Source organism: Bermanella marisrubri, from assembly GCF_012295615.1.
GTDB classification, from domain to species: Bacteria; Pseudomonadota; Gammaproteobacteria; order Pseudomonadales; family Oceanobacteraceae; genus Bermanella; species Bermanella marisrubri.
In genome coordinates this window covers 2435387-2459283 of the sequence record NZ_CP051183.1, presented here as the reverse complement: position 1 = coordinate 2459283, position 23897 = coordinate 2435387, and the positions used below count along the sequence as shown (strand labels likewise).

At 43.5% G+C, this 23897-nt stretch carries 25 protein-coding genes; 13 read left to right on the top strand and 12 right to left on the bottom strand.

Annotated elements, in window-relative coordinates:
- Positions 1–103: 103 nt before the first annotated feature.
- Entirely contained in the window at positions 104–676 is a 573-nt protein-coding gene (locus tag HF888_RS11435) for a GIY-YIG nuclease family protein (protein WP_040297565.1), read from the bottom strand.
- A 225-nt stretch (positions 677–901) separates the two neighbouring features.
- Between HF888_RS11435 and HF888_RS11430 the strand changes: the two genes are divergently transcribed.
- Together HF888_RS11430 and HF888_RS11425 are read left to right on the top strand one after the other, a co-directional pair.
- Positions 902–1750, top strand: a complete 849-nt coding sequence (locus tag HF888_RS11430; protein ID WP_007017453.1) for a hypothetical protein — start codon at positions 902–904, stop codon at positions 1748–1750.
- On the top strand, positions 1701–2054 hold the full coding sequence (locus HF888_RS11425; RefSeq protein ID WP_165837023.1) for a hypothetical protein: 354 nt from the start codon (positions 1701–1703) through the stop codon (positions 2052–2054). Before HF888_RS11430 ends, HF888_RS11425 begins: the two co-directional genes overlap by 50 nt.
- Before the next feature lie 29 nt (positions 2055–2083).
- On the opposite strand, the gene HF888_RS11420 is transcribed toward HF888_RS11425, so the two are convergent.
- Entirely contained in the window at positions 2084–4096 is a 2013-nt protein-coding gene (locus tag HF888_RS11420) for an acetoacetate--CoA ligase (RefSeq protein WP_007017452.1), read from the bottom strand.
- Between the two features lie 172 nt (positions 4097–4268).
- Between HF888_RS11420 and HF888_RS11415 the strand changes: the two genes are divergently transcribed.
- The 3 genes from HF888_RS11415 to HF888_RS11405 all read left to right on the top strand — a co-directional run bounded on the left by HF888_RS11415 (position 4269) and on the right by HF888_RS11405 (position 6203).
- Entirely contained in the window at positions 4269–5126 is an 858-nt protein-coding gene (locus HF888_RS11415; RefSeq protein ID WP_007017451.1) for a beta-keto acid cleavage family enzyme, read from the top strand.
- A gap of 77 nt (positions 5127–5203) precedes the next feature.
- Positions 5204–5500: a DUF6482 family protein gene (locus HF888_RS11410; protein WP_007017450.1), complete on the top strand. Its 297-nt coding sequence runs from the start codon at positions 5204–5206 to the stop codon at positions 5498–5500.
- 133 nt (positions 5501–5633) lie between these two features.
- Positions 5634–6203, top strand: a complete 570-nt coding sequence (locus HF888_RS11405) for an NnrU family protein (protein WP_083771893.1) — start codon at positions 5634–5636, stop codon at positions 6201–6203.
- 104 nt (positions 6204–6307) lie between these two features.
- On the opposite strand, the gene HF888_RS11400 is transcribed toward HF888_RS11405, so the two are convergent.
- Positions 6308–8074 (bottom strand): alkaline phosphatase D family protein, encoded by a 1767-nt coding sequence (locus HF888_RS11400; RefSeq protein WP_007017448.1) that lies wholly within the window; start codon positions 8072–8074, stop codon positions 6308–6310.
- A gap of 541 nt (positions 8075–8615) precedes the next feature.
- On the opposite strand from HF888_RS11400, the gene HF888_RS11395 reads away from it, so the two are divergent.
- The 3 genes from HF888_RS11395 to HF888_RS11385 all read left to right on the top strand — a co-directional run bounded on the left by HF888_RS11395 (position 8616) and on the right by HF888_RS11385 (position 10433).
- On the top strand, positions 8616–9206 hold the full coding sequence (locus HF888_RS11395; protein ID WP_007017447.1) for a hypothetical protein: 591 nt from the start codon (positions 8616–8618) through the stop codon (positions 9204–9206).
- A 43-nt stretch (positions 9207–9249) separates the two neighbouring features.
- Positions 9250–9939 (top strand): hypothetical protein, encoded by a 690-nt coding sequence (locus HF888_RS11390; protein ID WP_133308436.1) that lies wholly within the window; start codon positions 9250–9252, stop codon positions 9937–9939.
- Between the two features lie 140 nt (positions 9940–10079).
- Positions 10080–10433: a DUF1428 domain-containing protein gene (locus tag HF888_RS11385; RefSeq protein WP_007017445.1), complete on the top strand. Its 354-nt coding sequence runs from the start codon at positions 10080–10082 to the stop codon at positions 10431–10433.
- 90 nt (positions 10434–10523) lie between these two features.
- Here the strand turns inward: HF888_RS11385 and HF888_RS11380 are convergent, their stop codons facing one another.
- From HF888_RS11380 to HF888_RS11355, 6 genes are all read right to left on the bottom strand, one after another.
- Positions 10524–11000 carry a protein disulfide oxidoreductase gene (locus HF888_RS11380; RefSeq protein ID WP_165837022.1) on the bottom strand — a complete coding sequence of 159 codons (477 nt, stop codon included), beginning with the start codon at positions 10998–11000 and terminating at the stop codon, positions 10524–10526.
- 51 nt (positions 11001–11051) lie between these two features.
- Positions 11052–11360, bottom strand: coding sequence for a rhodanese-like domain-containing protein (locus HF888_RS11375; protein ID WP_007017443.1), 309 nt, complete (start codon positions 11358–11360; stop codon positions 11052–11054).
- A 127-nt stretch (positions 11361–11487) separates the two neighbouring features.
- The gene (locus tag HF888_RS11370) at positions 11488–14250 is read right to left on the bottom strand and encodes an insulinase family protein (protein WP_007017442.1); all 2763 of its coding nucleotides are present in this window, start codon (positions 14248–14250) and stop codon (positions 11488–11490) included.
- A 26-nt stretch (positions 14251–14276) separates the two neighbouring features.
- A complete protein-coding gene (locus HF888_RS11365) occupies positions 14277–14549 on the bottom strand; it encodes a hypothetical protein (protein ID WP_007017441.1) in 273 nt (90 codons plus the stop codon).
- 79 nt (positions 14550–14628) lie between these two features.
- A complete protein-coding gene (locus HF888_RS11360) occupies positions 14629–15513 on the bottom strand; it encodes a diguanylate cyclase (protein WP_007017440.1) in 885 nt (294 codons plus the stop codon).
- A 126-nt stretch (positions 15514–15639) separates the two neighbouring features.
- Positions 15640–16014 carry a hypothetical protein gene (locus HF888_RS11355; protein WP_007017439.1) on the bottom strand — a complete coding sequence of 125 codons (375 nt, stop codon included), beginning with the start codon at positions 16012–16014 and terminating at the stop codon, positions 15640–15642.
- A gap of 97 nt (positions 16015–16111) precedes the next feature.
- On the opposite strand from HF888_RS11355, the gene HF888_RS11350 reads away from it, so the two are divergent.
- From HF888_RS11350 to HF888_RS11340, 3 genes are read left to right on the top strand one after another with little or no spacing between them, the layout of a single operon-like run.
- Complete coding sequence (locus HF888_RS11350; RefSeq protein WP_133308435.1) at positions 16112–16591, top strand: SEL1-like repeat protein; 480 nt, start codon at positions 16112–16114, stop codon at positions 16589–16591.
- A gap of 5 nt (positions 16592–16596) precedes the next feature.
- Entirely contained in the window at positions 16597–17712 is a 1116-nt protein-coding gene (locus tag HF888_RS11345; protein ID WP_040297563.1) for a 1-acyl-sn-glycerol-3-phosphate acyltransferase, read from the top strand.
- 1 nt (position 17713) lies between these two features.
- On the top strand, positions 17714–17959 hold the full coding sequence (locus HF888_RS11340; protein WP_007017436.1) for a hypothetical protein: 246 nt from the start codon (positions 17714–17716) through the stop codon (positions 17957–17959).
- Here the strand turns inward: HF888_RS11340 and HF888_RS11335 are convergent.
- Positions 17956–18747, bottom strand: a complete 792-nt coding sequence (locus HF888_RS11335; protein ID WP_007017435.1) for a response regulator transcription factor — start codon at positions 18745–18747, stop codon at positions 17956–17958. The two genes, HF888_RS11340 and HF888_RS11335, sit on opposite strands and share 4 nt — an antisense overlap.
- A gap of 114 nt (positions 18748–18861) precedes the next feature.
- Here HF888_RS11335 and HF888_RS11330 point away from each other — a divergent pair, with 114 nt between their 5' ends.
- Together HF888_RS11330 and HF888_RS11325 are read left to right on the top strand one after the other, a co-directional pair.
- Positions 18862–19725: a cation diffusion facilitator family transporter gene (locus tag HF888_RS11330; RefSeq protein WP_007017434.1), complete on the top strand. Its 864-nt coding sequence runs from the start codon at positions 18862–18864 to the stop codon at positions 19723–19725.
- 9 nt (positions 19726–19734) lie between these two features.
- On the top strand, positions 19735–20787 hold the full coding sequence (locus tag HF888_RS11325) for a hypothetical protein (protein WP_007017433.1): 1053 nt from the start codon (positions 19735–19737) through the stop codon (positions 20785–20787).
- On the opposite strand, the gene HF888_RS11320 is transcribed toward HF888_RS11325, so the two are convergent.
- Both HF888_RS11320 and pta read right to left on the bottom strand, forming a co-directional pair.
- Positions 20765–21667 carry an acyltransferase gene (locus HF888_RS11320; protein ID WP_007017432.1) on the bottom strand — a complete coding sequence of 301 codons (903 nt, stop codon included), beginning with the start codon at positions 21665–21667 and terminating at the stop codon, positions 20765–20767. The genes HF888_RS11325 and HF888_RS11320 overlap by 23 nt on opposite strands.
- A 94-nt stretch (positions 21668–21761) precedes the next feature.
- A complete protein-coding gene (gene pta, locus HF888_RS11315; protein ID WP_007017431.1) occupies positions 21762–23894 on the bottom strand; it encodes a phosphate acetyltransferase in 2133 nt (710 codons plus the stop codon).
- Positions 23895–23897 lie beyond the last annotated feature (3 nt).

The following is a 23897-nucleotide window of genomic DNA, read 5'->3' as shown; positions in this document are numbered from 1 at the left end:
ACCCTTGGGGCTGAAAGCCCTTGGCTCACTGACATCCCTACAGTGAGCCTGCTGACCTTAGGACCATGGATGGTTTTTTTTACTTCTTTAATTGAACGTCAGACTAGCGCTTACGCAAGGACGAACCGCGAGAATCAAGGCGTGCCAAAATAGCCGCCATTTCGTCAGCTTGTTCCATAATTTGTTTTGATTTTTTTGACTCACGCTCTGCTTTTTCTTGAGCAATCTTTTCTTTAATCAATTTTTCTTTTTTAGCATTGGTGCGACCAGTTGGTAATTTCTCTTTTTTAATGGCTGGTGCCGCGACCTTGCTGGTATTTAATTGCGTACGCTTTTCGCTCTCCGCTTTCGCTTTTTTGATGGTGCTGCGCAGAGGGGCGGCTGTAGCGATACTGGTTTTACCCAGAGTGGTTTTCACGCCAACTAAGCTTTTGCCATTGTAGGTTTCCATGGCTTCATCAAATAGATCACGCAACATTTCTCTATCGTCGGCAACATCAAAGTCTTCAACGGTAAAGTTTTGAACACCAAAGTCATCTAAGTCTTTGTAGAATTGATGTTTAATGCCAAGGGCCATGGCTTCTTGATATTGTTGAAAGCGTTCATCACTGCTGTCCTTACAGGTACCTACCCACACTTCTTCGGTAACATTATTGGTGATTGTAAAAACCAGCATATTTTCCTCTATACAACGTTTAAAAGAGATTGATTTTTGATCAATTAATTGAGTTGGAGCTGAGTTGGTAAACTCGAAAAAGGGGCGCATTGTAATGATGAAAAAGAAAAATAATAGGCTTGATTTTTACTTTATTTTTCTAGACATAAATCGCCAATAAAATCTTAAAAGTGAACTATGCTAATAATAGAATTACAGCGGGTTTTCTGATAGAGGAAGTGAATAGTGGCATTCCGAAAATGGCTTTTTATTGTGCTGGTTTTCACCGTAACGGCGTGCTCCAGTCTAGATCCAAAGTATGGACAGGTTCGCTACGACTATGCCATTGCAAGTGAATATGAGCTGTCCCCACAGCATCGATTTGTTGCCATGATGTTGGAGTACCCGAATGGCAATCAGCAGTGGTGGCCAAAGCAGAAGCTAGAGTCGTTGGCATTAAAATGGACGCAATCTCCTAAGCAAGCCGATGTTGTTCTTTATGTAAGATTGTCTAGTCCACACTTGGTAGAGCGACCAGCAGGCTGGCGCAAAACCGTCACCTATAACGATGCAGGGGTTGGAGAGGTCAATCGAGAGTCCGTTCAACGGGGCTACATTCGTACTCACTATGTTGTCGAGCTAGTGGACAAACGGTTAGATACACTGATTCAAAGCTACCGCTTAGCTCATAATTTCGCTATCGAAGCGCCATTTGATTCAGATAAACAACAGCGTACACAGCTTTTGAGACAGGCTTTTAATACGAATAAGCCTGAGGCATTGAAAGACTTTATGAACAACTTAAATGCGCATTTGGAAAGTCGCTACTTAAAACCCGTGTGCTACACCTTTGCTCATAAGGATTATCGACTGGTACAAACCCTCGAACAGGAGGCCTCGTTCAGCCAGGCATTTGAAGTACTCAAGGGGAATTCTAAAGCAGCGGCTAAGCAAGCCTTAGATATTTACAACCGAGCCATTAAGCCGTACCAAGAGCAAGAAGGAGAGGATGCGAAGAGAATTCGAGTTTGGCTAGATGATGGTATTGGCGCAGCTACGGATATTATGGATACGCCCCACAAGGATCGCTATTAGAAATGTCATTCCCGATTTAATCTGGAATCCATCTAATGAAAGCAAAACCGATACATGGATCCTCAATCAAGTTGAGGATGACGAAAACAATGTCATTCCCGATTTAATCTGGAATCCACTTAATTTAAGCAAAACCGATGCATGGATCCTCAATCAAGTTGAGGATGACGAAAACAATGTCATTCCCGACTTGATCGGGAATCCATCTAATGTAAGCAAAACCGATACATGGATCCTCAATCAAGTTGAGGATGACAGAAATACAATGTATTTCCGAACAAAAACCTCGTCATTCCCGACTTGATCGGGAATCCATCCAATTCAAGTAAATGATCAGTCAGCTAATTCTGGTAGATCCTTAAACAACTCTAACGCTTCCGGGTTTTTCAACGCATCCGTATTTTTAACGTCGCGGCCATGAATCACCTCGCGTACGGCCACTTCAACAATTTTACCACTGAGTGTGCGCGGAATATCTTCCACTTGTGCAATCACTGAGGGAACATGGCGCGGAGTGGTGTTTTCACGGATAGTTTTACGAATAAGCGCTTGTAGCTCGTCATCCAGTGTTAAGCCGTCTCGCAAAACCACAAATAAAACGACGCGCACATCATCGGACCCCGCAGGCCATTCCTGACCCACCGCAATACTTTCTACCACGTCATCAATCTTTTCTACTTGCCGATAGATTTCAGCGGTACCGATGCGAACTCCACCAGGGTTTAGCACGGCATCGCTGCGGCCATGAATGATCAAGCTGCGATAAGATTTGCCGGTGTCCTCGTGCTCAAGCAGTTCGGCAAAATCGCCATGTGCCCAAGTATTATCAAAGCGCTCAAAATAACTACTAAGGTATTTTTTATTATCGGTGTCGCCATAAAAGCCAATGGGCATAGAGGGGAACGGCTTTTCACACACCAGTTCACCACGTTCACTGGAGTTACTCTCTAGCGGCTTTCCTGCTTCGTCGTACACATTCACAGCCATGCCTAAACCAAGGCATTGTAGCTCACCCTCATAAACCGGAAGAATCGGACATCCGAGCGTAAAACACGATACGATATCGGTACCACCTGCGATGCTACTTAAACACAAGTCTGATTTAATATGTTCATAAACAAACTGAAAGCCTTCATTGGCCAATGGCGAGCCGGTACTTAACAGAGCTTTCAAGTTGGATAAATCGTGATGCTCTTGCGGATGATAATGAGCTTTTTCTAACGCACTAATGTATTTAGCACTGGTGCCAAAAACGCTTAGGTTCTCCGTCTCTGCCATGTTCCACAAACCTTCTGGTCCTGGATAGAATGGCGAACCATCATAGATAACAAGTTTGGCGCCGGTAGTGAGCGTGCTGACCATCCAGTTCCACATCATCCAGCCGCAGGTGGTGTAATAAAAGACACTATCTTCATCGCTGATATCCGTATGCAAAACCAATTCTTTGTAGTGCTGCAATAGCGTACCTCCCGCGCCATGAACGATACACTTGGGCACACCTGTGGTACCGGAGCTATAGAGAATATAAAGTGGATGATCAAAAGGCAGCTGTGCAAACTCAATGGTTTCCGATCTATTGCTCAAGCAATCAGACCAAAGGTCTACACTAGAAAAAGCGGTTAAGTCGTTATTGATATTAGGCGTGGTAGAAGTATAAGGAATCACCACGAGTTTTTTGATGCTGGGTAAGTGCGGCAAAATACCATTTAGTTTTTGCAAACTATTTAAGGTCCTGCCGCCGTAAAAATACCCGTCAGTGGTAATCAAAATGGTTGGTTCTATTTGGCCAAAGCGATCAAGCACCCCTTGTAAACCAAAATCCGGGCTGCAGCTGGACCAAGTGGCGCCAAGGCTGGTTGCGGCCAGCATAGCAATGATGGTCTCAGGTACATTGGGCATAAATCCCGCAATGCGATCGCCTGGTTTAACACCTTGCTGCTTCAAATAATGCGCAAACTTAGCAACCTGCAAATAAAGCTCACGGTAGCTGAGTTCTTGTTGTTTGCCGCGTTCGTCATAAGCGATGATGGCAGGACGATCGTCGCGATATTTTAAAAGGTTTTGCGCGAAGTTAAGTTTGGCGCCCTGAAACCAAATGGCTCCGGGCATTTGCTCGCCATTTTTAAGAATCTGCTTGGGTTCTGCGCTGGCCGTGAAGCTGCCGAAATCCCATAAATACTTCCAAAACAGATGCGGCAAGCGCACAGAGAAATCGTAAAGTTCTGGGTAGGAATTAAGCTGATGCCCATCCTGGTTCATGAAATCCATGAAACCCATGATTTGGCTTTGCTGGATTCTTTGCTCAGAGGGAGCCCACATTGTCTTCGCTGTTGCTTGCTTAGCCATATCGCCCTTGTGATTATTATTCTCGAAGTGAATCTATTAGCTGAAAGCCGTTTTATAGCATGCAGCTGAATTGACAGATAGTGTACAAAAGGACGAAACACAAACCAAGCGCTTGCTTGGTTTTATTTTGTCAGGTATGGTGTTGAAAAAATAACGCCAAATTGGAGGATTTATGTCCGACAAAGTAGTGATTACCTGTGCTCTTACAGGAGTTTTGACTAATCCACAGCAGCATCCGGTCCCTGTGACGGCCAAGCAAATGGCACAGTCGGCTAAAGAGGCCTATGACGCAGGTGCGTCCTGTATGCACATCCATTTCCGTCAACAACAAGAGGGCAAGGGGCATCTACCTAGTTGGGATCCGGATGTGGCTTTGGAAATCAGTGATGCTATTCGCGAAGCCTGCCCCGGCGTCATTATCAACTATACAACGGGCACCATCGGTCGCGATCAAAAAGGCCCTATTGAATGCATTCGCAAGGGCAAACCTGAGATCGCAGCTTGTAATGCGGGTTCTCTGAATTATCTAAAAGCGCGTTCAAATGGCACATGGGCATGGCCACCTATGTTGTTTGAAAATACAGTAGATAAAATCAAAGAAATGCTCGAGGTGTGCAAAGAGACCGGCGCTCGTCCAGAGTTCGAATGTTTCGATATGGGGATTGTTCGCAGTGTGGGCATGTACCAAGAAGTAGGTATGTGGGATAAAAAACTGGATTACAATCTCGTCATGGGGGTGAACTCGGGCATGCCTGCTGATCCTGATCTATTACCAATTCTTCTTAAATACTTGAAACCGGGTAGTCATTGGCAAGCAACGGTGATTGGGCGCGAAGAAGTCTGGCAAGTACATAAAAAAGTGGCTGAGCTGGGTGGTAATTTGCGTACCGGTCTTGAAGATACCTTCTATTTGCCCGGTGGTGAAAAGGCCACAAGCAATGGCCAGCTCATAGAGGCCATGGCAAAAGTTGCGAAAGACGCCGGTCGCCAAGTGGCTACACCTCAGGAAGCTCGCGAAATATTTTTATAAATATAAATTTTTATTTTATGTAATCTATTCAGGTTGCACCTCCGTAGATAATTCAAAGACTGCGTGAGGTAGCAACCATGAAAATGACCCTCCATGAAATCCAAGCCTTGGATTACCCCGTAGATAAGCTCATGTTAGTGAGTATTTGTGGTACGGCTTATCAAGTTTTTGCTGAAGACCAAGGTGTTCACTTTGCTATATATGACGACAATGGCGACGTTTTGAAAAGCAAAAATCTAGAGTCGGCGAAAGACCTTATTAAAGATTTGAAATGTAAGCGAAGCGTGCTTTATCAGCAGCTTCCTTATGACGAAGCCTGCGTATCCAATGGCGAAATGAGCCCAGCTATGGAGATTCCCTTGGGTTTGCATTAAATGTGTTGCTTGCAACACGCCAATAGTTTGATCCTTTCATAGTATCACTTCCCTTAACCCGCATAGATCCCTTCCTATGCGGGTCTTTTTTGTTAGACTCAAGCCTTACCATAAACAAAAATAATAGAGGTAGATGATGGAGTTACTTGTAGCAGGTTTAATATTATTCTTTGGTACGCATTTGATCCCCAGTATTCCGGGCATGAAATCTGCCTTAACGAACATAGTTGGAGTGAAAGGGTATCGACCTGTATTCGCATTGCTTTCTTTGGCAGGTTTAGTACTGATTGTATTGGGGTATCAAGAACGTCCGACACAAATTTTACATAAATGGTATGCGCCTCATTGGGCTCGCCATTTGATGATGTTGGCCATGCTGGTGGCTTTCATTTTATTGCCTGCGGCTCATATGAAAACCAATATTAAGCGCTATACCCGTCACCCAATGCTTTGGGGGATCGCTATTTGGTCGGGTATGCATTTATGGTTGAACGGTGATCATGCATCGATCTTATTATTTGGTAGTTTTTTAGCCTACAGTTTGTTTGCTATGTTCATTGGCAATGTACGTGGCGCTAAAAAGCAAACCAAGAAAGTGCCGTTTAAGAATGACATAATTGTCGTGGTCGCCGGTGGCGTTGCTTATATCGCAGTTGCGTTCTCGCATCAGTGGATTGCAGGTGTGTCCATCATGGGTGGCTAACCTCACGACTCAAGTGCCGTTGTCCCATTTAGTTGATCCTCTGGACCATTCGCTTAGCGAATGCCAGAGGATAACCTTTTACAAACAGTCTATATGGAATAGTGTTACTGATCTTCCAACCAAGCCCAGCCAGTTTCTTTGCGCTGCTGCTTCACAATACGGCGGTCAGGATTCTCACGGTTTACATTTTTATCCACGCTATAGGCCGTCCACTCACAATAGTCGCGATTAAATTCCACCGTGCTATAACCGTTTTGAGAAGAGTTAAAATATTTAATATGCGGGTTATTCAAGCGAATAGCACCTTCACTCAATATACGTAGAATTTCTTCCCCGTGTTCTGTTTTCTGAGCTTGCTTGCCAATCATCTCAAATAAGTTTGCGGAGCTAATAGAAGGCGTCATAAATTCTACACCAGCAATGTTTGGCCACCAGAAGTTGGTTAAATGACCATAGTCGTATTTGATGTAAGAGCTGATATAGGTGTGCAGGTCACCGGTTAAGACAACAAAGTTATCCAGGTTAGCTTCTTTCACCGCTTCCATTAAGCGATCACGTTCTTTGATATAGCCATCCCAAGCGTCAACATTAATGTAAGCCAGTGGTTGGCCTAGTAAAGATGCGGTCAAGCGACCTAAATACGTTTGGTTGCCAATGACCGTCCACTTAGTAGAGCTATCTTTTAAACCTTGCTTTAACCAATTAAACTGGGTTTCACCCATCATGGTTTGGCCTTCGTCATTCATGCCATTACAGCCAATGGGAATGTAGCGTGAGAAAATATCATTTTCGCCACATGGATGCGGTGAACGATAAGTACGAGTATCTAGCATAAAGAGTTCGAACAAATCACCAAACTTAAAGTTACGGTAAATGCGAGTGTAGTCGTGAGGGTGCGTTGCGTTTTCATTAATAGCAACTCGGGTCGGTGTGTATTCTACCCAGGCTTTTTGACTATCTAATTTTAATTGCTTCAGTGCCTGCGCGTCATTACCTAATTCAGTAGTAAGTGGGTGATCGGGCGCACCTAGGGTATCGCGCTCATAATCCCAATAAGCGTCATTTGCTGTTTCATGATCGTCTGTTGTAATGATCCAAGTATGTACTTCCATTGCAAGTTGCAAATTCAAATCGCTACGATATGTTTTGTATAAATGGCGATAATCGTTGGTATCAAAAGCAACGATGCCACCGCTTGGTAAAATAATTTCACGATCTGCAAACGGTAAACTCTGGAAGCGTGGATCACCAGCGGTTTCATAAATGAAGTCACCTAAGTGCACAACAAAATCAACGGCATCATCCTGCGCAACATAATTTAACGCACCATAATAACCATTGGTGTAGTCCTGACACGTTAGCACTGCAATTTTTAATTTTTCTAAATAGCTATCTTCCAATGGCAAGGTCTTGCAGCGACCAATGCGAGAACTAATACCCTTATAATAAAAGCGATAGTAGTAGCGTTGGTTTGCATCAAGTTGACCGTCTAAATCGATTTTTACTGTAAAGTCATTATGTGCGCCGATGTTTTCCGCACCAACGGTGCCTTGAAGAATAATTACTTGAGCTTGAGGGTCTTTACATACTTGGAAAATTAAATCTTCAGAAGCATCAAAATATTGTGGGTTAATATGCGTCCATAGCATGACGCCTGAAGCAGTAGGGTCCCCCGAAGTTACAGACATATCAAATATCATACGTGCGCTAGCTTCATCAATCGCGCTGTTGTCTGGTAGCGCAGTGCCAGCTGTACCGGGATCAAAGTCAAAACTGCCCGCTTGGGCTTTCTGACTGGTAATCACGTATGGGGTTGCGAGAGTTGCAGCGGTTACCCCTAAGAACTTACGACGGTCCATTTTCATGCTCATTGTGAGTGCCTTTTTAATTATGTGTGAGAATGGTTTAAGCGTTTATGGCAGCGCCATTGAAACCGCTTAATATTTCAACAATGAGAAAAAAATGTGACAACGATGATATGAAGCCAATTTGGCGCAGCTTGATAAAGCTTTGGCTTAAAATGTGAGGAGTGGCCAAATGTGACACTTGGAGTAACATTGGTAAGTGACGTCTGTCAGTCAATCAATCACTCAGTAACACCGGTCGTACTGGCTAGTTGGCGACAGATAGAAATAAGGCGCACAGAAAATAGGTATATACTGGCGATCCGCAAAAAATCCATGCACACTCAAGGTCGTATCAACTTAAGCGCTGTGTATAACGTATATCGTTGTACTGGAGTAAACGAGCATGGATATTATTGTCGATAGGCTAGAAATGGAATTTTCTGTAAAAGCTATTCCTCTAGAATAGTTAGCCACGATTGTGCCAAATCTTTATGGTATTAAATATGCGTATCGTAATTTGTAACATATTATTTTTGTGAATCACTAATAGGAAAACTGTCTGGCTATGACTGAAATAGATTGGGTAATAACCAAAGATGTAATTTCAATTATTGGAACAATCTCAGCTATTGTTATTGGTGTTGTAGGCTTAACGACATGGAGAAGGCAGCTGCGTGGGACTAATGAATATGAACTAGCAAAAAAGGCGGTCATGGGGGCCTATGAAGTTCAACAGGCGATCCAGTCAGTTAGAGACCCATTACTATATCTAAGTACAGAGGAAGTTGAGGCTGGTAGGAAATTGGAAGAGGAACAAAGGATTTATGATAAAAGGATGAAACTACTCTTTTCGAAATGGGCTGAATTGCAAGCCATTAGATTAGAGTGCAAAGTAATATGGTCGAGCGATGGTCACGATTGTTTTGATAATGTCAGAAAATGTATTGGTGAGTTAAAAGGTGCCATTTGGCTTCATTTTTGGATGAAAGGGGCGTATGCAGGACCTGGTGTAGAAGTCGACAATAGCCCGGATAGACGAAAGAAAAATGACAAAATTGTATACTTTGTATCTGATGATGATGATTTTAGTAAAAAGCTTTACGAGGCTATAAAAGAAGTTGAAGATTTCTTTACACCCAAAGTAAGAAGCAAATAAAAATGACAAAGTCATGTAAACAATGCCAAGCGGTAAAAGTAGTATGAAAATTTACAAAATTCTTTTTACACTTCTATTCTTGATAGTCACTTTCAGTGTGAAAGCGGAAGAGGCTCGCTATTCTCAAGAGCAGTTGATTAATGCTTGTAATTACCTTGGTGGATTCTGTGAAATAGCAAAGAACAAGTGTCGAAGTGAAAAATCACGAAATCTAGAAAAATGTCTAGTAGATTTCGCTATAGAAGTAATGAACCGCCAAAGAATCCCTCAAGATCCTGCAGATTTACGCAATCAAAAATATGCACAGATAGCATGTGAGAAATTAGGGGATGAATGTGATTTTATTAAATTAGAATGCCTCGCTGGAGGTGGCTTATTTAATGCCTGTATTGCTATGTCTTATTTTTCAATAGAGGTTTCTAAAGAGCTGTGCGGAGTGATGGGCTACAAAGCGTGCCTTGATCGTGATCGAGATTTCGGTGTTAAAGTAATTCATGAGCTAACAATACCCAATATAGGTAAGCCGATTAGACAAACGATGTTGAATGAATGTAATGATGCCGGTAATTACAAGGTGAAATCCATGGAACTTAAAAAATTTTACTATGGTTACATGAAGAACCTTCAATATCTAAAAGAGCCAATTCGTCTTAGTGACGAAGATGATTACGAGCACAAGATTCAAGAAGAGTATTACAATTGTATGAAAGCAGTGCTTGAAAAAGCTTCTTAAAAGAAACAATCAAGTTCGCTAGTTAGCTGCTAGGAAAAATTAATTTGCCATGCATTTAAAGTAGATCTAGATTTGGTTAGAAGAGCTGGCTTAGCATAAAATTTCGCAGTACATAAAAACCACTAATCGAGGGAATGAGCATGTCATACGTAGATTGTTTTGTAGCAGCCGTACCAAGTGAAAATAAGGAAAAGTATATTGAGCACGCTAAAATTGCTTCTGAGCTTTTCAAAGAATATGGTGCGTTAGAAGTCGTCGAGAATTGGGGCGATGATGTTCCTGAGGGTGAAGTGACGTCACTTCCCTTAGCGGTAAAAGCCCAAGAAAACGAAGTGGTTGTCTTTTCGTGGGTAGTTTGGCCGTCAAAGGAAATTCGAGATGCGGGGTGGGGGGCAATGATGGAAGATCCAAGAATGTCACCAGATAATAACCCAATGCCCTTTGATGGTAAGCGACTAATTTATGGTGGTTTTAATACGGTATTAAAAGTCTAGGGGTTTTAGGTTTTTTGCTTGTCCACCTGCATAACCTCTACGAGTCAATACGGACACTGGTTGGATCCCTTCAATCAATGTCCGAGCTATTCACAAACTTGCCCACCAAAGCTTCAACGCCATTCCCCAATAGGTACTGAGCCCCGAGCTTAACGTTGATATTTCTCCACCGGGTTTGATATAAGCCATGCTCGGTGTGACATGCACACCCCATTGCTGACTAATCACACCATTTGGATCATTAATAGTGGTGAAAGTGTAGCCTTCGGTTTGTAAATAACCCAGAACACGTTCGGCTGTGCCTGACTTTAAGGCGATAGTGATGACTTCATATTTTTCGGGATCGAAGCGTTCATGAATTTTTTGTATGGCAGGTGAGGTGATATCACAAATTCCGCACCATTCGCCCCAAAAATAGAGTAAAACGGTTTTATCTTTTACTCTATTTTGTAGGTCGATATGTTGTCCATTAATGGCATGACTCTGCAATGGGAGTATAGACTGTGACGGCATATCTCGTTGTTGATAAAAAGATATGCTACCAGCGACGACAATAAACGCTAGCAAAGTGAATCCGTGGGATCGCCAATTTTGTTTTTTAAGCCATGCGAGCATGTATTAGCGTTTGACCCATTCTTTGGCGTCTTCGAGCCCACCAATATTTTCTACATTGTTATAGCCCAGGGCATTTAGGGTTTTTACTGCTTTGCCCGCTCGGTTGCCGCTGCGGCAGTAGACTTTAATTTCTTGGTCTTTGTCTTTAGGTAGCTTGGCTTGTTGGCTTTCGATCTGATCATGAGGAATTAATACAGCGCTGTAGGCATGGCCCTGTTCAAACTCTTGCGGAGTACGCACATCCAATAAAAACGTATCGGCGAATAGTGCTGAAGAGAATAGAAGGGTCGCGATGATTAATAGGATCTTCATGATATGACTCCAATATTAGGTTATTCTAATATAATAATCAGGGAGTTTAGAAATACAAGCTGTTATTAATAAAAAAGCGCCCAATTGAGCGCTTTTTTATTATAACTTCTAATTGGTGTGATGAGGGCTACTTTGGATCATAGGTGAGCAGCAATGAGCGCTGGGCTTCACCGATCATATGACTATTATAGTATTCCTCGATGTCCGACTTATCTAAGTCTTCAATGTAGTCCGCTAACGCCTGTTTGGTGTTGAATTCTAAATTACCCTCGTCCAAATCAGACCATAGCTCAGACGCTTTGTCCTTTAGGTTGGTCGGTTTCTTCAGCAGGTTGTTAATTAGCCCTTGCTTGTGAGATTCAAAGTCTTCTTCAGTCATGTTGGCTATTTCGGCTTGCTGGCGCTCTAAGAAGCCTAGCGTCTCCTGATATAGCAAGCTAGATGAAGCCCCTGGACTTTGCACTAGGAATAACAGACCGCCTTGCTGTAGCAAAGGATATGGCGTGGCAAAAACGATGTAGCCGTATTTTTTCTGGGTGCGCATGTATGTGTAGTAAGGCGCTTTTAGTATTTGTCCAACCAAACCGATTTTTGCGCGCTCTTTCAGTGAGTCGCTTTCTGCTTGAATGTAGAGATTCATGGCAGTGTCAGTATGTTGAGCATCTATGATTTCTTTCTCCGTGCCGCCATTGAGCTGTCGTATGCTTTTGTGGGCAACTTGCAACGATTCTGCATTGTCCAACAGGGCATCTTGCACTAGCTCAACACTGTCCTGTAATTGGCTTTGCGTGATATTGCCGTAACCCAAAACGCTTACTTGCATTTGTTGCAAGTATTGTTCTGTTAAGTTCAGCAGATCCTCATAGCTTGCTTGTTCAATTGCTTTTGCTAATGCGCGTTCATCATAGCTGGGTATTAGTAAGCTAGTATTGAGCTGCGCGATGGCGCGTTTATAAGGCTTTGCTTTAAGCGTATTTTGATAATCGCGAATCAGTCTTTCTTGTACGTCCTTCCACTGCGTTTCTTCTGGCTGATAGGTTTGTAGGGCTTCGAGAACCTTGCTTAATACTTTGTCTTGTTTGTCGCGGTAGCCATATAGACGAATACTTAATCCGCGCATGTGAGTGTATAGTTGGTATTCCTGTCCGGCTAAGAGTGCAGGATAGCTAAAGCTATTTAAGTGGCGGTTGAGCAGTTCGACCCAAGCTTCAACCAGTACTTGGTTTTTGGCGCTTTGCTTAGGTAAGTTTGAGCGTAAAGCAATATAAAGTGCGCTTTGTGGGTTGTTAAATTGTGTATCTGCTAGGTGCCAAGCATCTATTTTTTCTTGCTCGATGATGGCGCTGGGTTTGGTTTTATTTGCCGCTTCGATTAAACCCAAATCCTCAGGAATGAATGGATTAGGCTCTGGAATTGCAAGACTCTCAACTGGCTCGCTTGTTTGCCATTTGTCTAAATCAGATTTAGCTATTTCGGCAACACTATACGGTGTTTGATACCAGGGATCTTTTCGCTCGCCAGTAATTTCTGGTGTGATCAGCGTTCGGATAGTATTACTAGGTATCATTTTGCTTAATGCTTTTTTGATAAGCTCGGCGTTAAAAGCGCGCCAAACATATGGCCCCTGTAGTATGTCTTCGACCGGGTACTCATGCATGTTCATACTTAAAGTTTGCACAAGGCTAGATGGGGAACGGCCCTCTGCGAACGTGAAATGAATATCACCAAGTTGCTGGTTTTCTTCAAAGATCCATTTTTGAATGCCTTCATTCTCAACAAGGCGAATATAAGCAAATAACTGCTCAGTAATGAAATCAAGTTCGGTTAAACCTTTTGGTGTGAGGCTAATGCTGACTTGGAAAACGCTGTTGTTTTTAATTCGTGCTTGCAAGCCAGCGCTGAGGCCATCTGCTAGTCCTTTGGCCTTAAGCATAGCAAGCAAGCTGCCTTCACCTTCATGTCCTAAGAGATGGCCAATGTAGGATGTTGGTTTGCTTTGATATTGATTAAAACCATCACCTAGTTCGAAACTAAAGTTCAACTCATACAGTGTTTTGTGTGCCTGAATACGTAGGTCTAGCGCTGTCTCTTCGAATATTGTTTGCGGGTAATCAGGAACACTTGCTTTGTTGTTTTCTATAGGCGAAAAGAACTTTTTGCTCCATTCATCGAGCGTATTTAATGGCTGAGGCCCATACACAACAAGTGTCATTAAGTTCGCGCTGTAATAGCGTTCATAAAAATCAAGTAATTGATCACGGATTTTATTGTCATGGCCTTTGTCACTTAGTGTTTCCAATGATCCCACTGCAAATGCACTGGCTGGGTGTTCTGGATTGGTGATTTGTTTGTAAACGCTATAAACACGGCGACCATCGTCTAAAATCTTAGCCTTGTATTCGCTGTGTACGGCCTCTTTTTCACGTTGTACATATTCCTCGGTGAATAACGGCTCGTAGAAAAAGCGACTAAAGCGATCGAGAGCGCCTTCTAAATGACCTGCGTTGATTTGGAAGAAGTAGTTGGTGTGTTCACTAGCAGTGAACGCATTGTGAGTACCGCCATGTTGACTAAGGAAAGCTTGGTACTCGCCTGCATCTGGGTATTTCTTTGTACCAAGAAATAGCATGTGTTCTAAGAAGTGAGCTAGCCCTTGTCTATCTTTCGGGTTCTGTAAACTTCCCACGTTGACGTCTAAGCTGGCTGCACCATGGTCTGCATTTGCATCGCTAATAAGTAAAACGGGTAAACCATTTTCTAGTGTTGTATAGCGATATTGTTTTTCGTCCATTGGGCTGGAAACCGGTTGCGTATCAAATGCGCCACGGAAAAAACTGAATCCGATGGCAAGCACGATCGCTAAGAAAAACGTACGGTTGCGGGTCAACATGCTTACTCCTTAGTAATTGTCATTATTTAATGCTTCTTTGAATCGGCTTGTAAGCTCGACTTGGCAATATCTTGCATGTCTTCAATAGAAAGTTCGCCACTATTGGAAAGTTGTTCCAACACCTCTCTAAAGCGTTGGTTTTGTTCCACCAGTTGTGCGTATTCCGTCTGAAATGCTTGATCAATGGCCTGATAAACCAGATCAGTGGTCATGCTATTGACCTGTCCGCTTTCTGCTTGTTCCCGAAGTGCTTTAATCGTTGCTTTGGCAATGCGATTGTATATTTGTTGCTTATTCACAGTGAACGACCTAATGCCTGTAATGGTGTTGGCTTAGTGTAGCGGATTTTTGCTCAGCGCTATAGTCAGGAAGGGAGGTTTAGTCGAGGCTTTCTGTGCGATTACGGCCATTTTGTTTAGCTTGATACAACGCATCATCAGCACGCTTTAGCATGTCTTCCAACGTCGTATTTTCGTTGGCGCTCGATACGCCCAAACTAATAGTGACGTGTAGCGGACCTTTCTCGGTATTAAACGATAATTCTTCGACCTTTTTACGTGTACGTTCTGCAACCAATAGGGCACCTTCGGTATCCGTATCCGGCAAGCAAATCACAAATTCTTCTCCGCCAAATCGACAACACAGATCGACTTTGCGGAAGGTTTCTTTAAATAGTTTGGCTAAACCCTCGAGCACATCATCACCGACTAAATGACCGTATTCGTCATTCACCTTTTTGAAATGATCGATATCAAGAATGATGAAGCTGGCATCGGTCTCATTGCGCTGTACACGCTCAAGTTCTCGTTGAGCTTGTTCAAAAAAGAAACGACGGTTGTACAAGCCAGTAAGAGGGTCCGTGGTAGCCCATTTTTCCATCAAGTCGAGACGCTCTTTTTCTCTTAGCGCACTGCGTACACGTGCGAGCAAAACGGAGAGGGAATAGGGCTTAATGACGTAATCAACGGCGCCTAAGTCTAGCCCATCGACGACGTTTTGATCATCACCGTTTGCGGTAACCAATATGACTGGAAGGTCTTTAATTTGCTCATCTTGTTTGATTTTTCTGAGCACCTCAAGGCCACTCATTTTCGGCATTTCTACATCTAATAAAACAAGATCTATGTCATCGTGGGATTGCAATAGATCAAGGGCTTGGGGGCCATTGGTCGCTTCAATGACACTATAGTCTTGGTCTTCTAAGTGGGAACCAAGTAAAACCAAATTGGATGCGACATCATCGACGATGAGAATGTGCGTCATTAAACGACCTAATAATCCTTAAAAGCCTTTAATAACTATAGTTGAGAGTTTACAGAGTTGTAGCCAAGCTGCTGAGAGTTGGCTCAATAGAGCCAACCAGCGGGAGAATAAGGTGAAAAGTGCGGGTTAAAGCAAAGGGCCAAAAGGTAGATATTTATTTTCGCTGTGCTCTTTTACCCACTTAACCAGCTCACGATTGATGCCGCAGGTCTTCTTGTAGTGTTTAAACAGCGGAATAACCGGAGAGCCTTCTCCTAGGTCCCAATTTTGCTCTTTTTCTAAAAGCGTGAACCAGCGAATCAGTGCAATTAGCTCAGCTTCCCCTAGGTTTTCTGCTGCCTTAGACCAGATTTCTTTTTTGCCTTGGATAAATGGCTGAATCCAATCTAATTCTGAGGTAAGGTTGGTCTTCTCCTCGTGGGCGAAATCCGTCATTTTCTTTAGGTCAGAGGCCGTTATGTCGGTTGCGGGTTGGATCGGTTGCCAAGAATCAACGCTCACGTTGGGCTCCTGTTAGTCATGGGTATTTAGCGATATTGTCCCACACGCTTGAATGGGAATGAAGTATCGTAAAACCAGAATTTTTGTGGGTATATACGTGAAAAAGCTAGGCGATTTATTACTGGCTCGATGTTTTTATTTTATTGGCCGCCTGTTATTCAAGACCGGTCTTGCCGGCTGGTCAGAGAAGATCCATCATTTTAGTATGCGACAACTGCAGCGCAGTGCTGATTTGGGGTTCCAGCCAGCACTGCTCTTGTTTGGACAAATATTAAGTTATCGTGGCGTAACCCCTATGAATAAACGTCGTGGCATAGAGTATTTAGCGACGTTAGCCGAGCAATCAGTTCAAGCGCAGTTTATGTTGGCCGAACAATTAGTACACAACAAGGAGGTGATTATTCCTAACCACAACCCCCTTAGTTTGTACCAAGCAGCTGCGGAGCAAGGACATGCCATGGCGGCACTGCGTTTAAGTCAAGCTTATAAAGATGGAAAATGGGGAGCGCAGCAAGATTTACAGTTGGCGCAGACTTGGTCTGAGCGGTTTCATCAGCATAGCCGGTTACAAGATTAAGGATTATGACGTTCATGTTTGATGACATTCGAGCATATAGTGACCATGAAGTCAGTGATGTTCTTAAATCGCTGATCAATGACGTTGAGTTTATCGATTTTATTGCAAAGCAGCGTTATCCAAAGCTTTCACGATATTTACCACGTTGGACACAAAAGCGGATTCATACTGGCTTATCCAGTAAATTTCAAAAAATTCACAGTATTGATGATTGGCAGCAGCAATTAGCACCACACGTTAAAAGCTTGCTGGAAACTACGATTAGTGAATTGCGTATTACCGGGCTTGAATCTTTGGATAAAGCGCAAACCTATTTGTTTATGAGTAATCATCGTGATATCGCCATGGATCCATTATTGGTTAACTACGCGCTACTACAAAGTGGCCATGCGACAAGCAAAGTAGCGATTGGCGATAATTTGCTTGGCCGCGAATTTGTGGCTCACATCATGAGACTCAATAAGAGTTTTATTGTTAAGCGGTCTTTGAATGGCGTTCGAGAAAAATTAAAAGCGGCGCAAAATTTATCTGCCTATATCCATGATTGTATTAAACAAAATCAGCATGTTTGGATTGCTCAGAGAGAGGGTCGAGCTAAAGATAATTTTGATCAGACCGAAAGTGCTGTTCTAAAAATGTTACATTTGGCTGGGAAAAAGCTCGGTTGGAGTTTCAATCAGAGTATGCATTATTTAAACATTGTACCGGTCTCCATCAGTTATGAATGGGATCCATGTGATGTTGATAAGGCCAAGCAATTACATGCAGAGTCAACTTCAGGGCACTATGAGAAGCATGCGGATGAAGATTTCATGTCTATTTTAAAAGGCCTGAAAGGTTACAAAGGCAAAGTTCGGATTCATTTTTCTGAACCAGTGAAATTGGAAAGTGATCACGCGAAGGACTGGTGTCACGCTGTTGATCAAGCGATTTACTCTAAATATGAGTTATTTGATGTAAACTATGCCGCTCATGATGCTTGTCAGTCCCAAAGCTCAATTGCATCGCTGACATGGCGCAAACGTTTCAAATCCCAACCCAGTTCCGTGTTATCGATTTTGCAAAAGAATTATGCAAAGCCGGTTGAGCTAGCGCAAAGCGTTGAAGAACATAAGAATTGATATGACTATAAAAAAGAAGTGGCCATTCGGTATTGTTACCTTTAGTTTATTGATTGTAGCGTTTGCTATTCAATATTGGCCTAAGTCTCCTTGTGAGAGACTTGAGCAGTCTATATCGTCTGGGTATTTCATGCAGTGGCGACAGCCGTTGCTGTTCATAGTCCTTGCTGATCGTTCTCAGCATCAGTTTTCGGGTGCGTCTAAACAAGAAGCTTGTTTGATGGCGCTAGAACAACTTGATCGTTAATTGTTGAGAGACCGACTCAAGGTTTCACGGAAACTCTTTGGATCGGTCGCCTTGTCTAACATGGCACAGACACCGGCTTGTCGTAGCGCACTAAGGCGTGGTGAATCGCTCTCACTGCTGACCATGAGTATCGGAAGATAGGAAAAATCCGAGCTTTGAATGTACTGCACCAATGCCTCGCCATCCATCTCAGGCATATTGTAATCGGTAATCACGAAGTCTACTTTCTCATTGTGCAATACATCTATGGCCGCTTGACCATTATCTGCGAACAATATGCTTTCAATCCCGCAATTGTTTAAAAGCTTGGCAATATGTTTTCGTGCTGTACTTGAATCATCAACGATTAATGCAACAAGCTCATCTACATCATAATTTTCTAATGGAATGTCGTTTACTTCCAAGGTGTCCCGAGCTGCACTCAGTGCATTGTGGAAGTCTCGCTGATCGAAGGGCTTTGGTAAAATAGCAATCACGCCTGCTTGTTTGATCGGGTCGATCATTGAGAAACTTGTTTCACTTGAGACCAGCATAAAATTAAGGTCTTGATTGCTATCTGCTTTGCGTATCCGTTGCAGTAGTTCGATAGCCGTCATATCATCAAAATACATGGCACTGATTACCAAGTCTGGACTGTATTTTTGAATGTACTCTAGAGCCTCTGTACCTGTGCAGCACGTTTCTTGGTTGGTGATACCCTCAGCGTCAAGAACGCCTTGTAATATCTTGCTTTGAGTATGTGATGGCTCAATGAGCAATACCGATAGATCGGGGACTGTTACTGACATTGGTCAAACCTTAACAACGCTATACTGAGAGTATAGGTGATAAATTTTACTCTGCAGCGAATGTAGATTAAGCCGTGATAGTATTGTGAATTACGAAGAGTGTTTGGATTATTTATGGAAGATGCACACAAATTGAGTCGACGCGCTACACAGGCTTCAGTATTGGTCGCGGCTATTTTGATTGCGTTAAAAACCTGGGCTTATATGGTTACTGATAGCGTCAGTATGTTGGGGTCTTTGCTGGACTCTATGCTCGATGGCGCCACTGCTTTCATAAATTTCCTAGCACTGCGCTACGCACTCACTCCCGCCGATGAGGAGCACCGCTTTGGGCATGGCAAGATGGAGTCCATTGCCGCACTTGCGCAATCCACGTTTATGATGGGTTCAGCCCTAGTATTGGTGCTTAATAGCTTCGATATCATGTTAGACCAACGACAAGTCACTAATAGCACCATTGGTATTTCAGTGAGTGCAATCGCAATTATATTGACGCTAGCGTTGGTCAGTTATCAAAAATACACATTGCGTCGCAATAAGTCCTTGGTCGTGGAAGCCGATTCGTTGCACTATCAGGGTGATGTTTTAATGAATATTGCGGTGATGGTGGCGTTTTTATTTGTTGACTTTGGGCTGATTTGGTTTGATGCGGTTATGGCCATTGCCATCGCGGTATTCATCAGTTACAACGCATTTAGTGTGGGCAAGAGAGCCTATGAAGATTTGATGGATAAGCAGCTGCCAGAAGTAGAAAAGCAGGTCGAGGCTATTGTCGCGAAAGCCCATGGAACGGAGGGTTGTCATGATGTGCGTGTCCGCCAGGCAGGACAAGATATTTTTATTCAACTTCATCTCGAATTGGATGAAGAATTGACACTCTGGTCAGCCCATGAAATTGGTGATCGTATTGATCATCAAATCCGAGAAGCATTCCCCAATGCGGACGTTTTGATACATCATGACCCGGTAAAAACCTAAGGTAGTGGAATGGGCAGACGCCAAGGATTTTTACTGTGTTTAACAACCATACCTCTTTTTAGTCATGGGCAGCTGGAGCCTCCAGTGCTTGATGTCATGCCTACGTTTGCTGAAGAGCCTGAGCGAAGCAGTGATAAAAAACTAAGTCAAAGCGATGAAACGGCAACATCGAGTAACACTAATGGTAAAAACCCTTATGATACTCTGAAATTTCTTGATTGGTCTCGCTCACTGGTATCCGGTTACGTTGAATCGCTAAACGATGGTGTTGATTCTTTCTTTATGAGCGCCTTTTTTGATGATGAAGTCATAGCCGATCAATCATCAGGAAGTAATGGCCGTCTATATTTTATTAGCCGACGAGAGGAAGCTGATAATCCAGATTATCAGGTGGGAGTTAATTTGCGATTAACTCTTCCCCATAGTCGGGATCGTTTCAAGTTACTTATCGAAACCGACGAAAATCAAGATGATCAAATTGAAAATGATATTCTCAATACCACTGATAATGTAACCTACTCAACAGCTTTGCGCGTTGATTTAGAACCACGAGATAATTGGCGTACGAGTTTCGATAATGGAGTGCGATGGTCGGGAGAACCTGTCTATTTTAGCCGTGTTCGTGTACGTCGCGTGGACTACCACAATTATTGGAGAACCCGGCTGTACCAGCAAATTGGTTGGCGGACAGATGAAGGGTGGGGAGCATTTACGTCGGTCAGTGGTTTAATGCCATTAGGTTTTCATCGTTACTTAAATATCAGCTTAAGTGGCGACTATTTACTGGACAATGATTATGTCGATTTAGAAGCCAGTTCAGCCATATTTGATGAGCTAAGCGAGCGAGCCGCCATGCTCTATCAATTCAAGATACTCGGTAACACACTCGAATACGGAAAGGTAAGCGATGTCATCTTTTCGGTAAGCTACCGTCGCAAGATATATGATGATTTTATCTTTGCTGAAATCATTCCGGAGTTAGCATGGCCCCGAGATCGAGACTATGAATTTACTCCGGCAATCACTTTTCAATTAGATTTTATTTTTGGCCAGGATGATTAAGCGTATCTAATAGCTTGTCTTTCTCTTGCCACAAATCACCAACCCAGCTTTGCACTTGCTGACGGAATTCCGGATCTTCGTTGTAATCACCGCTCACGAATGCTTGGGGGACTGGCAGCTCTTCAATATGCACACTGACTTGGTGAACCTTTCCGCATAGGAAATCCCAAAAACTTGGGATACCTTCTGGGTAGGCAATGGTGACATTCAAGATGCTTTGGAACTTATCGCCCATGGCATTAAGAGCAAACGCTAGACCGCCGGCTCGAGGTTTTAGTAAGTTTTTGTATGGACTCTGCTGTTTATCATGTTTAGCAGGTGTAAAGCGCGTGCCTTCTAAAAAGTTCATAACACTCGTAGGTACTTGAGCAAACTTTTCACAGGATTTACGAGTTGTTTCCAAATCCTTGCCTCGCATTTCTGGGTGTTTTTCCAAGTATTCTTTGCTATAGCGTTTCATGAATGGGAAGTCTAATGCCCACCAGCATAGGCCCATGACTGGTACTTTGATGAGTTCTTGTTTCAAGAAAAATTTCAGTAGCGGAATTTTTCCATTAAACACATGCTGTAAAACCAAGATGTCCACCCAGCTTTGGTGGTTGGCGTTGACTAAATACCAGCCACGATAATTGAGCTGTCCTAGACCTTTTACATCCCAGTCAGTTTTTTGTGTTAATGACATCCAAAAGCTGTTGCCAGCGATCCAAACTTCGGCGATTTTTATCAGCAAAAGATCGAAGTATTTACGTAAAAAAGGGATTGGCAATAGTAATTTGATCACTGCCATGAAGAGCAGTAAAGATGCCCAAATCAGGGTGTTTGAGACCAATAAAATACTAGCGAGGATGCCAACGATAGGCGCAGGTAAAAAATTAAACATGTGTTTACTCAAAAAAATAAAAGGCACTTTATCCAAAAAAGTGCCTTTGCGTCAAAACAAAATCTTACGAAAGCATTGTTTTTAATTGTTGTTTTTATTTTGCTTTGGCTTGATTCGCCGCTTGGATAGCTGTCAGTGCAATGGTGTAGATAATATCTTCTACTAAAGCACCACGGGACAAATCATTTACCGGTTTTGCCAAACCTTGCAACATTGGGCCAATACTTACGACATTTGCACTGCGCTGCACCGCTTTATAGGTCGTATTACCTGTATTTAGGTCAGGGAAAATAACGACGCTTGCCTGGCCGGCAACCTTACTATCGGGTGCTTTAGATGCGGCTACGCTTGCGGTGGTGGCCGCATCATATTGCAGTGGCCCATCGATCAGCAGATCGGGCCGGTTTTTTTGTGCAATGCTGGTGGCTTCACGTACTTTTTCCACATCGCTGCCACTGCCGGATGAGCCAGTGCTGTAGCTGATCATGGCAACTTTGGGGGCGATACCAAAGGCTTCTGCACTTTGTGCGCTTTGCAGTGCGATATCCGCTAGCTCAGAAGCATTGGGGTCTGGGTTGACTGCACAGTCGCCATATACCATTACCTGTTCTGGTAACAGCATAAAAAATACCGAGGACACCAGCTTAGCGTCTGGAGCGGTTTTTACTATCTGCAGTGCAGGACGAATAGTATTCGCTGTAGTGTGTACGGCACCACTGACTAAACCATCCACTTCGTCTAGGGCAAGCATCATTGTTCCCAATACGACATTGTCTTCCAGCTGTGCCTCTGCCATTGGAGCCGTTAGGTTTTTGTGTTTACGTAGCTCGACCATTGGATCGATATAGCGCTCACGGATGGCTTCTGGATCGAGTATTTCAAGGTCTTCCGGTAATGTTACACCTAAACTTGCTGCCACTTGTTGAATTCGCTCTGGGTTACCTAGCAGAACACAGCGTGCAATACCTCGTTGCTGGCACATGGCGGCTGCCTGAATGGTTCGGGGCTCATCACCCTCTGGCAATACGATGCGCTTATTGGCTTGGCTGGCAAGCTGCACAAGTTGGTAACGGAAGGCTGCAGGACTGAGTCGCACGTGATGGTCTACTTCTAAACGCGCTGCTAGATATTCACTGTCCAAGTGCTCTGCCATGTGCGTCATGATCGCGTTCATACGCTGTGGGTCGCTGGCTTTAACACCATCGTCCATACTGGCTAGCTGTGTTGCTGTTGTGAAGGTGTCTGTGCTTACTTTCAGCACTGGCATATGGGCTAGAGCGGGCGCGATGAGCCCCATGACACGTTCGTCTGGATCAAGATCGCTGGTAAATAAAAGGCCCGCCAAGGGCATGCCGTTTTGTGCAGCCATAGCAGCGGCTAGCAATATGTCTTCGCGGTCACCTGGTGTCACAATGAGGGCGCCAGGTTGTAAAGCTGTAATCATGTTAGGAACAGTACGTGCGCAAAGACTGATGCGTTTAACACGGGCGTCCTCCATATTGGCCGCACTGATGACATCAGCTTGTAAGTAATTGGCAATATCTTTGGTTCGCGGTGCAACCAAATCAGAATCCCATGGAATAAGGCCAAGCAATTTAAAATGATCGGTTTCCAAAGATTTATAGGACGCTTTGAGTTCGTCCAAACTGAGTGGCGTAGGTTCTGGTCCCTCCTGCGTTTTAATTGGAATACTGCGGTTTGCAGGGGCATTAATTTTATTCAGGATAATACCCAATAGCTTTTGGTTTTTGTCACCACCGTAAAGGTTCTTCGCCATATCCACATGGCTTGCCAAGGCTTTTTGATCACGATCATTAGGTGCAGCCACGAGAATGACTTCTGCGTCCAATGTTTTTGCCATTTCTACATTCAGACGCAACGCGTAGGGTTCATTTCTATCAGGTTCGACACCCTCGACAATCACCACATCGACGTCTTTGGCGATCTTATGGTGCATGGCAACCACTTCTTCCATGAGGCGATCATGTTTTTTATCGCTCATCATTTTTTGTGCTTCTGGCAAGCTAATGGGAGTGGGTGGTTGCTTGCCACTGGCGGCGGCGATTAATTCTATCGAACGGTGAGTATTGTCGTATTGTTCGCGAGAAATAGGTTTGCATGCGGCGACTTTTACGCCCAGTTGATCTAGTGCGCGCATGAGTCCCAATGTAATGGACGTGAGTCCGGTTTTCATTTCCGTCGGCGCAATGAAAAACGTATGCTGCATGGA

Bases quoted from the DNA above. Each gene is read 5' to 3' on its own strand.
- HF888_RS11435 (WP_040297565.1), bottom strand. From the start codon at position 676: ATGCTGGTTTTTACAATCACCAATAATGTTACCGAAGAAGTGTGGGTA.
- HF888_RS11420 (WP_007017452.1), bottom strand. From the start codon at position 4,096: ATGGCTAAGCAAGCAACAGCGAAGACAATGTGGGCTCCCTCTGAGCAA.
- HF888_RS11415 (WP_007017451.1), top strand. From the start codon at position 4,269: ATGTCCGACAAAGTAGTGATTACCTGTGCTCTTACAGGAGTTTTGACT.
- HF888_RS11410 (WP_007017450.1), top strand. From the start codon at position 5,204: ATGAAAATGACCCTCCATGAAATCCAAGCCTTGGATTACCCCGTAGAT.
- HF888_RS11405 (WP_083771893.1), top strand. From the start codon at position 5,634: ATGATGGAGTTACTTGTAGCAGGTTTAATATTATTCTTTGGTACGCAT.
- HF888_RS11400 (WP_007017448.1), bottom strand. From the start codon at position 8,074: ATGAGCATGAAAATGGACCGTCGTAAGTTCTTAGGGGTAACCGCTGCA.
- HF888_RS11395 (WP_007017447.1), top strand. From the start codon at position 8,616: ATGACTGAAATAGATTGGGTAATAACCAAAGATGTAATTTCAATTATT.
- HF888_RS11390 (WP_133308436.1), top strand. From the start codon at position 9,250: ATGAAAATTTACAAAATTCTTTTTACACTTCTATTCTTGATAGTCACT.
- HF888_RS11385 (WP_007017445.1), top strand. From the start codon at position 10,080: ATGTCATACGTAGATTGTTTTGTAGCAGCCGTACCAAGTGAAAATAAG.
- HF888_RS11375 (WP_007017443.1), bottom strand. From the start codon at position 11,360: ATGAAGATCCTATTAATCATCGCGACCCTTCTATTCTCTTCAGCACTA.
- HF888_RS11370 (WP_007017442.1), bottom strand. From the start codon at position 14,250: ATGTTGACCCGCAACCGTACGTTTTTCTTAGCGATCGTGCTTGCCATC.
- HF888_RS11360 (WP_007017440.1), bottom strand. From the start codon at position 15,513: ATGACGCACATTCTCATCGTCGATGATGTCGCATCCAATTTGGTTTTA.
- HF888_RS11345 (WP_040297563.1), top strand. From the start codon at position 16,597: ATGACGTTCATGTTTGATGACATTCGAGCATATAGTGACCATGAAGTC.
- HF888_RS11340 (WP_007017436.1), top strand. From the start codon at position 17,714: ATGACTATAAAAAAGAAGTGGCCATTCGGTATTGTTACCTTTAGTTTA.
- HF888_RS11335 (WP_007017435.1), bottom strand. From the start codon at position 18,747: ATGTCAGTAACAGTCCCCGATCTATCGGTATTGCTCATTGAGCCATCA.
- HF888_RS11330 (WP_007017434.1), top strand. From the start codon at position 18,862: ATGGAAGATGCACACAAATTGAGTCGACGCGCTACACAGGCTTCAGTA.
- HF888_RS11325 (WP_007017433.1), top strand. From the start codon at position 19,735: ATGGGCAGACGCCAAGGATTTTTACTGTGTTTAACAACCATACCTCTT.
- HF888_RS11320 (WP_007017432.1), bottom strand. From the start codon at position 21,667: ATGTTTAATTTTTTACCTGCGCCTATCGTTGGCATCCTCGCTAGTATT.
- pta (WP_007017431.1), bottom strand. From the start codon at position 23,894: ATGCAGCATACGTTTTTCATTGCGCCGACGGAAATGAAAACCGGACTC.